This window comes from Sporosalibacterium faouarense (assembly GCF_016765695.1).
In the GTDB taxonomy this organism is placed as follows: Bacteria; Bacillota; Clostridia; order Tissierellales; family VENL01; genus Sporosalibacterium; species Sporosalibacterium faouarense.
On sequence record NZ_JAETGO010000057.1, the window covers coordinates 1 to 14,746 of the forward strand.

Here is a 14,746-nt window from a genome sequence, read left to right on the forward strand (position 1 = left end):
ACGGTACGTACGGTGGTGTGAGAGGTCGGTAGATAAAATAATTATCTACCTCCTACTCGATTAGATGTATTTGTCCTAATACTTCGTATATAATTTTGATTGCAGCCCAAGATGTAATATCTGAATTATCGAGGGGAGGAGAAATCTCAACTATATCCATTCCCTTAATAGGTAATTCATTTATTAACTTTCTTACTATTTGAAGAATTTCTCGAGTAGATATTCCTCCGCCCTCTGGAGTACCTGTGCCTGGTGCAAAAGCAGGATCTAGAACGTCTATGTCTAAAGAAATATAAATTGAATCATAATCTTTATAACGTTTGATTAATTCATTGATTAAATAATCTATTCCTTTCTCGTAAATCTCTAGTGAAGTTATCATTTTGATATCACTATGATTATTTAGAAAAGATATTTCCTCTTCTTCGAAGGAGCGTATTCCTACTAAAGTCAACCCCTCGTCTTTTAGATTTGGGTTTTCTAATCCCCTTCTTGCGACACAAGCATGAGACCATATATGTCCCTGATATTCATTTAATAAATCACAGTGGGCATCGAACTGTATTACTCCAATTTTTTTGCTGCTATAATGCTTTGAGAAAGCAGCTTGTAAAGGAATAGATACAGAATGGTCGCCACCTAAAAATATGCAAAATTTGCCACTATCAAAAAGAATTTTGGCTCCCTTTTCAATTTTATTGAAATATTTTTCCCAATTTAAACTAACTTCAAAGTTTCCTTCATCTTTTATAAAAGGTTTTTTTATAATTATTCCTTCTTCTGTTATTGGTGGAACAAATCGTGATAAATGACGTATACGATTTGGAGCTTGAGAAGTTCCCTTACTGATGCTTGCTGCTCTATCAAAGGGTATTCCCTTTATAAGCACACTAGCTTTGTCAATATCCTCTGTTAAAAGCTCTCTCCAAGGTGTGTGAAATGATTTTGTATTATTAAATGTCATTTTAATATTCAACTCCCTTCTTGCTACCAAACAAGTAATTCCTTTATTTATTTTTAAAGATATGTGAAAGTTATTTTCTACTAGTAATGAATTAATTATAATTATTACTTATGAGATAAGCAAGGAAATTTTACTCTAAATATATAAAATCTCATATAAGCTATTATAATAGGTTGATTTATAATATATTCATTAGATAAGAAAATAGAGCCCAATAGGACTCTATCTTAAGATTATTTTATATACTATAAAGAGATTAAATGTTTTTTAGTATTTGTAACTAGTTCATCCATCAAATCCTTTACAGATACTATCTTATCTATTTTATAAGCATTAACTCCAGCAAAAGCAAATCCATGGGTTAAATTCCCTTTTTGAGCATTTATTAAGGCTTCAGCTATACAATAAGGAGCTTCTTTTGGATTGCAAGGCTTTAAACAATTGGTTATACATCTAAAAGGCTTCTCAAGTCCTTGATTAACACTATTTAAGTAATCATTACTAATAGCTCTACCTATCATTCCTACAGGGCTTTTAATGATTTTTATATCTTCAGAACTAGAGTTTACGTATGCTCTTTTAAACTCATCAGAAGCATCACATTCATAGGTAGCGGCAAAGCGACTTCCTAATTGAACTCCAGATGCACCAGATTTTAATAGATGAGCTATATCTTTGCCATTAAAAACTCCGCCACCAGCTATAACAGGAATCTTTTGGTTGTACTTCTCTTCGAAGGGTTTAATTGCAGTTAATACATCTTTAAGTAATTTGTCAAGCTCCATAGAGGGATTATCCAAATCTTCCTTGGAAAAGCCTAAATGTCCTCCTGCTTTAGGGCCTTCTACTACAATCGCATCAGGAATTATATTATAACGTTTATCCCAGCTTTTACATATTAAAGCAGCAGTTCTACCAGAAGAAACTATAGGTGAGATTTTTGTGTCAGTTCCCTTAGTTAATTTAGGTAGTTTAAGGGGAAGTCCAGCACCAGAGAATATTATATCAATTTTTTCTTTAACGGCTTCTTTGACCATTTCTTCAAAGTTATTAAGGGCAACCATGAGGTTAACTCCTACAATTCCGTCATGACAAATTTCTCTTGCCTTTCTTATATGTTTTTTTAAGGCTCTAATGTTTGCCTCTTTTTTATTCTTATAATAATCAGGCTCATTAAAACCTATTTCCACACCTGAAATAACGCCAATTCCGCCATTTAGTGCAACATTTCCTGCTAAAGATGATAAGGATATACCAACGCCCATACCACCTTGAACTATAGGAACTTTTGCAATGAGATTCCCAATTCTTAATTTAGGTAAGTTCATAAACTCCTCCTTATTTATAATAAAGTATTAGTACCAGGTAACAAAAGGTACTATTTAAGTATATACTTTATAGACTTAAAAAGATAGCAATTTCAACAAATTTATTGATATTTAATAAAAATTTCATATTTAATCATTAGTATATCCATATAATAGAAAATAATGTAAGTATTAACTAAAAAAACTTGTAAAATCATTTTTTTAGAAAAAAATAAAAGGCACGGATTTATGTCCGTACCTTTATGTTTAGATTCTATTTATAGAATACATGGTCTCCTATTCTAGTCACATATGTTTTATTTTCAACAATCCACTTTGCTGCAGCTTTGTTTGGATTGAAGAAGTAAGTTGCATTTCCAACTGGTCTGTTATAATTTAAAGCTTCCTTTGCAGCTTGAATACTCTCCTGAGATGGATTATTGTAAATAGTGCCATCAGCTACTGGGCTAAATTGAGGAATACCTTTATAATATTCAAATATTACACCCTTTATAGTATTAGGGAAAAGTTTTGAGTCAACTCTGTTTATTATAACACTACCTACAGCTACTTTACCGCTATAAGGTTCACCACTTGACTCAGCGTGGATTATTCTTGATAACCAATACAAATCATCTGAATTATAGCTTGTACTTCTAGCAAGGGTTGTCCCACGTGATACTGTAGAGTTATATAATGTAGACTGAGTTTGAGGACCGGCAATACCATCAACAGTTAATCCATTATCCTTTTGAAAACGGATTACTGCATTTTTAGTTAATGATCCATAAATGCCATCAACAGGTCCAGGTGAATAACCTTTAGCATTTAAATTTTGTTGGAGCTTTGATACGAGACTTCCTTTGCTTCCTTCTCTTAAGACTGTATAGGATAAGCTATATAAAGATGCTTGAGTTTCTGGTCCAGCCATACCATCAACAGTTAAATTATTAGCTTTTTGATATCTGATTACTGCAGCTCTAGTCATTGGCCCATATGAACCATCAACGGGTCCAGCCGAATAACCTTTAGTATTAAGAGCGTTTTGCAGCTTTATTACTTCACTTCCCTTACTCCCTAATTTCAAGGGGACATAAGAATTAGTGTAGTTTCCAGCAGCTAATACATTAGTAGAAAGAAAAGAAAGTACTAAGAATATTATACATAACGAAACAAGAATCTTTGACTTATTTTTCACAATAAATACACTCCTTCCTATGTTTGCTTCCGAAGTTAGCTGACGGGTTCGGGATAGAAGGCTCCCTACCATAAATACTTATGGATTAACCCCTTAGTTGGTTCCTCCGTACCTAATTATTTAGGATTCAGCAAGTGTCCATAATGCATGAATTATATTATACAATCCTGACAATATTATGTCAACTAGAAGATTATTACAGTTATTTTTTTAACTAACAAACAATAGTTTACTCTTAATTAGAAAAGTGATATAATTCTTATGTCGTAAATTTAACAAAGATGTAAAAATCTTTCTATAGTGGATTAATAAAAAGTGATTTTATTAAATCAACTAGGTATTTTTTTGAAGATAGCTTAATGGCATTATGGGGGAAATTAAGTAATGAAAACATTATTTAGAAATAGGATATTTTTAAAACAGTTTTTGGCTTTAATTATTATGATTGTTGTTATATTTTCAGGGGTTGGATTATCAATATATTGGGCGGCAGCGCGAACTTTAGAGAGTCAATCGATGGATTTGGTAGAACAATATCAAAAGCAGATTTATATAGAAATTAGAGAGAAAGTTAAAGATATTAAGAGTTGTATTAAAACGCAATCTTTATATCTTCAAGATATGAATTTGGATATCTATAATTCTGAAAAGATGAAGAAATTATTAGGAAAGGTAGTAAGCAATAATTCTACATTAATTGATTTATTACTTGTAGATAATGAAGGAAATGTTGTAAATTCAAAAGGAGGACCTTCAGAGACTAATCTAATGGAACGTGATTATGTTAGAAATGGACTATTAGGCAAGTCGACAGTTACTGGCCTTTATTCTGGCAAGAGGAGAGGTACTATCATTATGACCATTTCACAACCAGTAATAATAGAAGGAAAACCTGAATACGTATTAGCAGGAGTAATAGGACTCGATGAAATCAAGAGCATAATTGAGAGCATTGAATTTAAGAATGGTGAACAAATCTTTCTTGTAGATAAAAAAGGAGATATAATTACTAGCAATGAATATGATTTAAATAACAAAGATGAGGTAGCCCTTTATCATGAAAATATGATGACTGAAGGAGTTAAAAATGTTATAGAAAGAAAAAATAACGTAGCTAAATACGAGAATTTTAAAGGGAATAAAGTAATAGGATCTTATAGGTGGATTGATGAGTTAGAGGTAGGTCTTATTGTCGAGTTTGATGAGAAATACATGCTTAAACCAATAGACAGATTAATTGGATATATTCATATTTTGATTTTAATAGTTTGTATTCTAACTACTATTTTTGCTTATTTTATTAGTAGACGTACATATAGGACAATAAACAAATTAGTAGAGTCTGTAAAGAGACTAAAAGAAAACAGTAATGTAAGTAAAATAGATTTAAAAACAAGTGATGAACTTAATATATTAATAGAGAGTTTCAACGAAATGCAAGATGCTGTGAAGAAAAGAGAAGAAGAAATTCATAGATATGCTACCATTGACACATTGACAAATACTTTAAATAGAAGGGCAGGAATAAAGCTTTTAGAAAAAGAAATTGAAAAATCACAGATAAATAAAACTCCTCTTAGTATAATGTTTATTGACATCAATGGTCTGAAGACTGTAAATGACTATTTGGGACATAGAGAAGGAGACAAGCTAATTATATCCGCATGTGAATTTATAAGGAAAAGCATTGGCGAAGAGAATGCTTTAGCTAGACTAGGAGGAGATGAATTTTTAGTTATACTACCCGAATGTTCTGTTCAATGTGCACGGAAGATAAAAGAGAAAATAAACAGTGAAATAGATCAGTATAATGAAGAAAATCAAAAAGCATTTTTAGTAAGTGCAAGTATTGGGTTAGCGGAATATGAGCAAGATGGGAGACCATCAGCTGATGCACTTATTGAGATAGCTGATAAAAGAATGTATAAGAACAAAGATAATTATAAAAATCATAATAAAAACAATATAGTCATAAGAGATAATGATAAATAATGGTATAATTAAAATAGATTTATGTATAAAAAAGTCGTTCAGGAGGTAAGCTGAGGGACTTTTTTGTCGCTTTTTTTAAATACTAAGTTAGAAGAAAATATTATAAGAGAGAAGTAAATAAAATTATATAGTAGTAATTAAGAATGAAGTTAAAAGAAATAGATGCTATAATAATCATAGGATTAAGGGAAGAAGGGATGAAATTATGAAAAAAATAACTAAGGTTGAAAAACAAAAAAGAAATAACAAGAGATATTCAATATACATTAATGGAGAATATGCTTTTGGAGTACATGAAGATACATTAGTAAAATATGAATTGTTAAAGGGGAAAGAGTTGGATAACGAATTTATTGACAAAGTTATTAAGGCAAAAGAGCAAAGTAAAGGGAATAATTATGCATTAAAGCTTTTATCATATAGGTCTAGAAGTAAAAAAGAAATACAGAATAAGATGGATTTAAAAGGATATGACAAGTCCATAATAGATAATGTAATTTATAATTTAGAGAAGAAAGGATATATTGATGATAAGCAATTTACCATAGAATATGTAAAAGATAAGGTTAAACTAAAAAAGTTTGGCAAGAAGAGATTAGAGATTGAATTAATTAAAAAAGGAATTGAAAAGATAGTTATTAGAGAGGTAATTGAAAATCTGGTAGATAAGGAAGAGGAATATAATAGAGCTTTAGAAATTGCTAAGAAGAAATTGAGAACATCATATAAAAATGATGAAAAGAGAGCACAGTATAGAAAGCTAGGTGGATTCTTACAAAGAAAAGGATATGATTTTGATATTGTAAAAAAAGTTTTGGAAGAAGTTTTATAAAGTTAACATAAATTCCATAAAAATAGCAAATTATATAAATAGTTAAATGAAAAGGATGTATTCCATGAATAAAATTAATAACAAAAAGAATGAAGCTTTAGAATCTGCATTATGGAGTGTAGCTTTACCTGGACTTGGTCAACTACTAAATAAAAGGTATTTCAAAGGCTTTCTGTTCATTTTGCTAGAATTTATAATTAATATGAAATCAAATTTAAACACTATAATTATTTATAGCTTTTATGGGAATATGTCTGAAGCTATTGAAAAGGTAAATTATCAGTGGTTGATGTTTTATCCATGCGTTTATATATTTGCAATATGGGATGCATATAGAGATAGATTAAAAGAGAATAAACCATATTTATTTATTCCCTTCGTATCGGCAGCTTATATTGGCACAATAGCAGTCATATATTCTTCAACATTTGAACTTATGGGATTTAAAATAGGTCCCATTTTTTTACCTATAATAAGTATTAGTGTGACTCTAGTATTGGGGTTATTACTGAGACCTATATTGATACGAAGAGTAGAGAAAAAATAGATATCTTCTTGTCATTTAATCAAGTCTTTTTGATTTACAGAAAATAAAGCTTTCATCTAGAGTGTCATTCTCTACCTCTGAACCAAATAATATCCATGTGGTACAAATATGAAACTTTTCTTTAAGTGCTATAATAGTTTTGACTGAAGGTCTATATTTATCATTCTCAAGATCACTGAGTGTTCCTTGGGATATGCCTAAAGTTTGAGCAAATTCACTTTGAGTTAAGTTGTTATTTTTTCTAATACAACTTATGCGATTACCAATGGTCATATCATATCACCCCACTTATAAAAATCATTATTTGAATAAAATCAAAATGATAAATTTACTAATTATAATACTATATAGATATTATAGCAAATATAAAATATGATGCACATCAAATATATTATATATTGGAAATATTTCTATTTGTAAATTATCTAATCGACATATAAGTAATTATATTTACTTTACCTTTCTAAATAACCCTAAAAAAAACAAACTTGTAAAAAATATGTAAAAAAGTGTTGATTTTTGGTAAATAATTTGATAAAATTAAAGATAATAGAATATGTAATAAGATATAAATTTGATGACATATTAGAACTAATATTAGACAGAAGGACAAAAATCAGTTTTTAGCTAGATATAAGGCCAACATAACAATGATTCTCCATTGTCATGTTGGTTTTTTTACTATTAAATAAATCTTGAAAATTTTAAAATAACATATTCAAATAACGAGGTGTATTTAATGTGTAGATTGATAAAGAAAGTAATAAACCATAATCCAGATGATAAATTACATTTAGTAAAAGGACTTGTACCTAGAATAATAGCTGTCAGGGTCACATTAGTTTATCTGATTGTTAGTTTTTTATGGATATTTTTATCAGATAATATTTTAAAATTAATTATAGTTAATAAAGATAAACTTACATGGGTACAAACAGTTAAAGGAAGTATTTTTATTATAATAACTTCTTATATGATATTTATATTAATCGACAAGAGTATTAGTAAGAATCAACGGCTAGCAAGGAAGGTGATTAAGAGTAATGAAGAAATAAAAGAAAAGAATAAAGAATTAAATGACATAGATGAAAAATTAAATCTTAAAGTTAGAGAGTTAAAGGTAATACAAGACTTATTAAAAGAAAGAGAAGAAAAGTACAATTTAATAGAAAATAGGATATATAATATATCATATTATGACTCAATCACTGGATTACCGAATAGAGGTTACCTAAAGAAGCAATTAAAGGATTTTATCAAGGAAGCTAAAAATAACTCAAATAAGATAGTATTGATGCATATCGACCTAGATGATTTTGGTTTTGTTAATGAGAGCCTTGGACATTCTTATGGAGATGATCTACTTAAGGATTCAAGTGATATACTAATCAAAATAATAGGTAATGATGGTGTGGTTACGAGGATAAGTGAAGATGAGTTCGCCATAATAATTTACGAAATAAGTCAAGTTAATAATATTGAAAAAATAGCTAATGAAATAAATAAAGCTTTTCAAAAGCCCTGGACAATAAGAAATCTGGAGTTTTATGTTACAGCAAGTATTGGTATAGCTGTTTTTCCTGATCACGGGGAAGATGACGAAGTATTACTGAAAAATGTAAATACTGCTATGCATTATGCTAAAAACTTAGGCAAGAATAACTATTGTATTTATTCACCTTCTATAAAAGAGGAAGTTCTTAGGAACTTAGATTTGGAAAGAAGATTAAGATATGCAGTCTCTAATGATGAATTCAAGGTATTATATCAGCCTCAGGTATCAACTATAAGTGGCAAAATAGTTGGATTAGAGGCCTTGATTAGATGGGATAACCCTTCAGCTGGTATGGTTTCCCCAATAGAATTCATACCTATAGCAGAAAAATCGGGACTAATTATTCAAATAGGAGAATGGATTTTAAGAAAAGTCTGCAATCAAATCAAGCTTTGGGAGTATATGGATGTTCTGAATCATACAGTTTCGGTCAATGTTTCAGCTAAGCAATTAGAAGATGAGAGTTTTGTTGAGAAAGTATCTAAAATTATTAAAGAAACAGATATTAATCCTGAAAATTTAGAGTTTGAAATAACTGAGAGTCTGGCTTTAGGTGATTTAGATTTTACAATAGAAGTTCTTAATAATATTAAAAAATTAGGCATTAAAATTGCTCTTGATGATTTTGGTACAGGCTATTCATCTCTTAATTACCTAAAAAAGCTACCTGTAGACTTTGTAAAAATAGATAAAAGCTTTATTAATGATATTACAAAGGACTGTATTGAACATGAAATCTTTAAATCTATAGTGAACCTTGCCCACACTATGGATATGATTGTAATTGCAGAAGGAGTAGAAACTAATGAACAATTGCAGATTCTAAAAGGAGAGAAATGTGATAGGTTACAAGGGTATCTATTTAGTAAGCCAATATCTATAATGGAAGTTAATGATCTTTTGCTTGAGAAAAAAACTTATATAGATAAGTAATTCATATTTTATTAAATAAAGTTTTTATATATACATATTTGAATATTTACTAGATGAAAAAGACTTTAAGAAGTCTTTTTTTATGAATGATAGTATTAAAACATGGTATATTAATAATAAAGTACCTTGGAGGGGATATAATGAATGAAGGAAAAAAGAGAAGTAAAGAAATAGATAAAGAGGAATTAAAGAAAAGATTGACTTCCACTCAATATAATGTGACACAAGAAAATGGCACAGAACCACCTTTTAATAATGAATATTGGGATAATGATAGAGAAGGAATATATGTAGATATTATTACTGGAAAGCCTTTATTTACATCAAAAAATAAGTATAATCCTGGATGTGGATGGCCAAGTTTTACAAAACCGATAGATAGAAAAATAATTAAAGAAAAAAGAGATACTTCATATGATATGGAGAGAATAGAAGTAAGAAGCAAAGACTCTGATTCCCATCTTGGTCATGTTTTTAATGATGGTCCAAAGGAATCAGGGGGATTAAGATATTGCATTAATAGTGCAGCTCTAAAATTTATACCATTAAAAGATTTAGAAAAAGAAGGTTACGGAGAGTATTTAAGATTATTTACTGGATCGTAGATATATATCTACGATTTTCTTTTATAATAAGATGTTTACAGAATTTAAAAATATGTATGTTTTGGTAGATGGACACTCTGCTAGTGGTTCTGAAATTGTAGCTTTAGAACTTAAGGAGTATTTAGAGAATGCTACAATCATAGGAATGGGAATTACTCCAGATATCTATGTAGATTCAAATAGTATAGAGATTATTTAGACGTAATAAATAGGTAGATTGAGAGCTGTATTGATTGAGTTGTTAATCAATGCAGCTTTTATGAATTTAATATTAATCTATTAATAATTCTTAAAGCAATAAACATAAATAAAATGATATAATAATTATGGATATTTAGAGTGTCTAAATTTTCAATTAATATACATAATGAATGGAGGTACAGTATGGTTCAATCAAATTTAGGAGAAATGGCAGCACTAGTTACTGCGGTTTGCTGGACAATAACAGCTATATCCTTTGAACTGGCCGGCCGTAAAATTGGCTCTCTTTCAGTGAATTTTATAAGATTAGTTATGGCTTTCTTTTTACTTGGTATTTTCACACTTTTTACAAGAGGGATGTTCTTACCCCTTGATGCTACACCAAACGCTTGGTTATGGCTAAGCATATCAGGAATTATTGGATTTGTACTTGGGGATTTATTTTTATTTCAGGCTTTTCTTGAGATAGGATCTAGAATTTCAATGTTAATTATGTCAGCTGTTCCACCGATAACAGCTTTATTAGGCTTTTTCTTTCTAGGAGAAGTCTTGACACCTAAAGCATTGATAGGAATGTTCGTTACAATAATAGGTATAGCTTTGGTTATCCTAGTAAGAAAGTCAGGAGATAAAAAACTTGAATTTAATCATTCTATTAAGGGGTTATTATTTGCTTTCATAGGAGCATTGGGTCAATCTCTAGGACTTATCTTTAGTAAAATGGGTATGGGAAGCTATAATGCTTTTGCAGCAACACAGATTAGAATTATCTTTGGCATCATAGGATTTATAATTGTATTTACATTTATGAAAAGATGGAATAAGTTAAAAGAAGCTATTACAAATAGCTATGCCATGAAGAGAGTTTCAATCGGTGCCTTTTTTGGACCATTTTTAGGAGTATCTTTTTCATTATTAGCTGTTCAATATACAGCAACTGGAATTGCTTCAACCATTAATTCAATCGTTCCAGTACTAATTATCATACCTTCAATAATTATATTTAAAGAAAAGGTAAGTACTAAAGAGATAATTGGTGCTATCGTTACAGTACTAGGTGTAGGATTATTATTTATATAAAATTACAATATACAATTTTCTCATATAATAATTGATTTGTAATTTTGAAATAAAAACTAGCTATGTTGGGTAATTATATTGATAACAAGTTTTTAAATTACAAGGTTAAAATTATTACTTATTGAACTAAAGAACGGAGTGAAATTAAATGAACAAAAGAATTAAAATATTAGTATTATTATTATTAATTATTCCTATGTTTATAGGATGTGGAGTAATTAATAAAAATGCTGATAAAAATAATAACGATGGAGAAAATGAGGACCAAATTAATCAGGATGATAATAAGGATGAAGAAAATAATGGTCAAAACAATGAAAATGATAAAGAGGATGAAAAAGATACAATCACTGAGCTTATAAAGACAATGACTTTAGATGAAAAAATAGGGCAAATGGTTATCCTTGGATTTGAAGGAGACTCTTTAAATGAAGATGTAAAATCATTAATAAATCAATACAAAGTTGGAGGGTTTATATTATTCAAGAGAAATGTTGAAAATTCAAATCAATTATTATCTCTACTCAATAGTCTTAAAGAAACCAATAGTGATAATAAAATACCATTATTTTTAGCAGTTGATGAAGAAGGTGGAAAAGTTAGCAGGATGCCAGATGAATTAATTGATTTACCTAATAGTAACGTTGTCGGTGAATCAAAGAATAACGAATTTGCTATAAACTTAGGAAGAATTCTTGGTCAACAATTACAGAGCTTTGGCTTTAATTTAGACTTTGCTCCAGTGCTAGATGTAAATAGTAATCCTAATAATCCAGTTATTGGTGTAAGGTCATTAAGCTCCAATCCACAAGTAGTAGGAGAGTTAGGTGTGGAAATCATGAATGGAATAAAGGAAAAGGGTATAATACCAGTTGTTAAACATTTTCCAGGTCACGGAGATACTTCTGTTGATTCCCATTTAGGATTACCTAAAGTAAATAAAGATTTAAGTAGTTTGAGGCAATTAGAATTAATTCCATTTAAAGAAGCTATTGAAAATGATGTTGATACAATAATGATTGCACATATTTTATTTCCAGAGTTAGATCCAAATTACCCCGCATCTTTGTCTGAAAGATTGGTTACCGATTTATTAAGGAAGGAAATGGGATATAAAGGTGTAGTAATAACCGATGACTTGACAATGGGTGCTATAAAGGATAATTATTCAATAAACGATGCAGCTGTAAAGGCTATCCTAGCTGGTGGAGATATAGTGTTAGTTTGTCACGAATATGAAAATGAAATTACTGCAATTGATTCATTAAAAGAAGCAGTTGTAAATGGAATTATTACTGAAGAACGTATAGATGAAAGTGTTTACAGGATATTAAAGTTAAAAAATAAATATAAATTAGAAGATAGACCAGTTGTCTCTGTTGATATTGAAACAATAAACAACAATATTAACAAGCTTCTAAACACATATATGAAGTAGTAATAATAAATATATTTGTTAGATGTAATTAATTTTAAGATAGGAATTAACATATAAGGAAACTAATACATTGAAATGATTAATGGCTTATAGTATAGTATATAAAGTAAGAGAATATAATAAGAATTAAGCTCAGATGCAATTGATAGGAACGAGGAATATATTATGTTAAATGAAAAAATACTTAATGGAGATAAAATCACAGTTAAGGTTGGAAAATTAAATATTGGAGAAAGTAATAAACCAGTAATTATGGCGGGACCTTGTTCAATAGAATCTAGAAATCAGATAATAGAAACTGCATTAGAATTAAAAGAAATAGGTGTAGATGTACTAAGGGGAGGGGCTTTTAAACCCCGTACTAGCCCTTATGCATTTCAAGGACTAGGTTTTAAAGGGTTGGAGTATCTTAAAGAAGCAGGAGAAAAAGCAGGGATACCTGTAGTAACTGAGTTGATGGGTGAAAGTGATATTAATGAGTTTTTAAATTATACCGATATAGTTCAAATTGGATCTAGAAACATGTATAATTATTCTTTACTAAAAGTAATAGGAGAAATAGATAAACCCATTTTGTTAAAAAGGGGAATGAGTGCAACATTAAATGAATGGATAATGGCTGCAGAATACATTGCTGCATATGGAAATAAAAATATCATTTTATGTGAAAGAGGTATAAGGACTTTTGAAAATATCACTAGAAATACTTTAGATCTATCGGCTGTACCTTTAATTAAAGAAAAAACGGGACTACCAGTAATAGTGGATCCAAGTCATGGTACAGGAATTAGAAGGCTTATTGAACCCATGTCAAAGGCTGGAATAGCATGTGGTGCAGATGGATTAATGATTGAAGTTCATTTGAATCCAGAAAAAGCATTATGTGATGGTAAACAATCTATTACCATTGAGCAATACAAAAGAATATATGATTGGTGTAAAAAGTATGTAAATGTAGACAATCTATAAAAGAACTGAAATAATTACTGAGTAATTATTTCAGTTCTTTTATAATAGGCTAGGAGCAAATCAACCATTCTTCCATAGCTGGCAACACCATCTTCTTGATAATTAGCTTTTAAATATGTATCATTAACCTTTGAAGAGGTTCTAGATATGATTCCTTCATATTTATCCCAATGCTCTGAGATATCTAGCAAATCCCTTTTTACACCATCGCTATATGTCTCAGATAGTTCCCAATACTTATCATTATCATATTCGTATAAGACATTCATTGAATGGATTATAGCCAACAGGGTTCCAGAGTATTGAAAATCTGCATCAGGGTTAGATTTACTAGCAAGATAAGCTATAAAATTAGCTTCATCCTCTCTGGCAAACCCATATTGATGAGCCATTTCATGACAGACAGTTACTGGAAACATAGATGATGAAATAGTAGTATTTATGTTGGCTTCAATAGTAAATGGAGAAAAAATACCTGATATCCCCATATAAGACATTAATTCTGATATAAAAACCTTTTTTGGTTTGCCATAACTTCCATTAAATTGAGGATATGTAGTAGATATTTTCCTATACCCCTTATAAGCTCTATTTAAAATATCATCATGCCCTTTGGGAAGATACATTACTCCATTAGGATCTTCGTGAATTAATAATCTTAACCTATTCCCATCCTTTATTAAGCTCTCACATAAATTTTCTAAATCTTTAACTGAAGACTTAGTATTTCCTAGATTAGCAATCTCCCAAAAGGGTTGCCTATGATAATTCATTCCCCAAATAGTGATAAATATAAAATAGAGAACACTTATGAAAGCTAGAACATTACGCAAGAATCTAAAAAAAGTTTTTTTTCTCTGATTAGGATTCTCAATAAATCTTTTCACAAAAACAAATAATTTTAAAATAATGAAAAAAATAGTTGATATAAAAAGTAATTCTCCTAAAGAGAATGGAAATAATCCAGTAAGTTTACTTATGGGTTGAGAGATAAACTTATATATACCATTAGAATAAACCTTCTCAATTAAATCTGGATTATGGGATCCTAACGCGGTTAGAACAATACCTATTGGAAATAATAGAAATAATTTATTATTTTTTGAGAGTTTAACTTTTTTCATA

The 14,746-nt window shown here is 29.5% G+C and carries 14 protein-coding genes and 1 riboswitch; of the genes, 9 read left to right on the forward strand and 5 right to left on the reverse strand.

From position 1 onward, the window contains the following. Window positions 1–52: 52 nt before the first annotated feature. The 3 genes from speB to JMO20_RS20385 form a co-directional block, all read right to left on the reverse strand. The gene (speB, locus tag JMO20_RS11010) at window positions 53–964 is read right to left on the reverse strand and encodes an agmatinase (RefSeq protein ID WP_202709722.1); all 912 of its coding nucleotides are present in this window, start codon (window positions 962–964) and stop codon (window positions 53–55) included. 245 nt (window positions 965–1,209) lie between these two features. Then, window positions 1,210–2,292 carry an NAD(P)H-dependent flavin oxidoreductase gene (locus JMO20_RS11015; protein ID WP_202709723.1) on the reverse strand — a complete coding sequence of 361 codons (1,083 nt, stop codon included), beginning with the start codon at window positions 2,290–2,292 and terminating at the stop codon, window positions 1,210–1,212. A gap of 253 nt (window positions 2,293–2,545) precedes the next feature. Beyond that, entirely contained in the window at window positions 2,546–3,469 is a 924-nt protein-coding gene (locus JMO20_RS20385; protein ID WP_202709724.1) for a peptidoglycan-binding protein, read from the reverse strand. Between the two features lie 8 nt (window positions 3,470–3,477). Continuing rightward, window positions 3,478–3,612: riboswitch (cyclic di-AMP (ydaO/yuaA leader) on the reverse strand. Window positions 3,613–3,853: 241 nt separating this feature from the next. Here JMO20_RS20385 and JMO20_RS11025 point away from each other — a divergent pair. The 3 genes from JMO20_RS11025 to JMO20_RS11035 all read left to right on the forward strand — a co-directional run bounded on the left by JMO20_RS11025 (window position 3,854) and on the right by JMO20_RS11035 (window position 6,840). Then, window positions 3,854–5,461, forward strand: coding sequence for a sensor domain-containing diguanylate cyclase (locus tag JMO20_RS11025; protein WP_202709725.1), 1,608 nt, complete (start codon window positions 3,854–3,856; stop codon window positions 5,459–5,461). Window positions 5,462–5,666: 205 nt separating this feature from the next. Then, the gene (locus JMO20_RS11030; protein WP_202709726.1) at window positions 5,667–6,293 is read left to right on the forward strand and encodes a RecX family transcriptional regulator; all 627 of its coding nucleotides are present in this window, start codon (window positions 5,667–5,669) and stop codon (window positions 6,291–6,293) included. Between the two features lie 64 nt (window positions 6,294–6,357). Beyond that, the gene (locus JMO20_RS11035) at window positions 6,358–6,840 is read left to right on the forward strand and encodes a hypothetical protein (RefSeq protein WP_202709727.1); all 483 of its coding nucleotides are present in this window, start codon (window positions 6,358–6,360) and stop codon (window positions 6,838–6,840) included. 15 nt (window positions 6,841–6,855) lie between these two features. Here the strand turns inward: JMO20_RS11035 and JMO20_RS11040 are convergent, their stop codons facing one another. Continuing rightward, window positions 6,856–7,113 (reverse strand): helix-turn-helix transcriptional regulator, encoded by a 258-nt coding sequence (locus tag JMO20_RS11040; protein WP_202709728.1) that lies wholly within the window; start codon window positions 7,111–7,113, stop codon window positions 6,856–6,858. A 466-nt stretch (window positions 7,114–7,579) separates the two neighbouring features. Between JMO20_RS11040 and JMO20_RS11045 the strand changes: the two genes are divergently transcribed. The 6 genes from JMO20_RS11045 (at window position 7,580) to aroF (ending at window position 13,621) form a co-directional block, all read left to right on the forward strand. Beyond that, entirely contained in the window at window positions 7,580–9,328 is a 1,749-nt protein-coding gene (locus tag JMO20_RS11045; protein ID WP_202709729.1) for a putative bifunctional diguanylate cyclase/phosphodiesterase, read from the forward strand. 140 nt (window positions 9,329–9,468) lie between these two features. Continuing rightward, complete coding sequence (gene msrB, locus JMO20_RS11050; protein WP_202709730.1) at window positions 9,469–9,933, forward strand: peptide-methionine (R)-S-oxide reductase MsrB; 465 nt, start codon at window positions 9,469–9,471, stop codon at window positions 9,931–9,933. Window positions 9,934–9,964: 31 nt separating this feature from the next. Then, window positions 9,965–10,132, forward strand: coding sequence for a S41 family peptidase (locus tag JMO20_RS11055; RefSeq protein WP_202709731.1), 168 nt, complete (start codon window positions 9,965–9,967; stop codon window positions 10,130–10,132). Window positions 10,133–10,317: 185 nt separating this feature from the next. Further along, the gene (locus JMO20_RS11060) at window positions 10,318–11,214 is read left to right on the forward strand and encodes a DMT family transporter (protein WP_202709732.1); all 897 of its coding nucleotides are present in this window, start codon (window positions 10,318–10,320) and stop codon (window positions 11,212–11,214) included. Between the two features lie 148 nt (window positions 11,215–11,362). Continuing rightward, window positions 11,363–12,652: a beta-N-acetylhexosaminidase gene (gene nagZ / locus JMO20_RS11065; protein WP_202709733.1), complete on the forward strand. Its 1,290-nt coding sequence runs from the start codon at window positions 11,363–11,365 to the stop codon at window positions 12,650–12,652. Between the two features lie 165 nt (window positions 12,653–12,817). Beyond that, complete coding sequence (gene aroF, locus JMO20_RS11070) at window positions 12,818–13,621, forward strand: 3-deoxy-7-phosphoheptulonate synthase (protein ID WP_202709734.1); 804 nt, start codon at window positions 12,818–12,820, stop codon at window positions 13,619–13,621. A gap of 14 nt (window positions 13,622–13,635) precedes the next feature. Here the strand turns inward: aroF and JMO20_RS11075 are convergent, their stop codons facing one another. Next, complete coding sequence (locus tag JMO20_RS11075) at window positions 13,636–14,745, reverse strand: DUF3810 domain-containing protein (protein WP_202709770.1); 1,110 nt, start codon at window positions 14,743–14,745, stop codon at window positions 13,636–13,638. Window position 14,746: the final 1 nt, after the last annotated feature.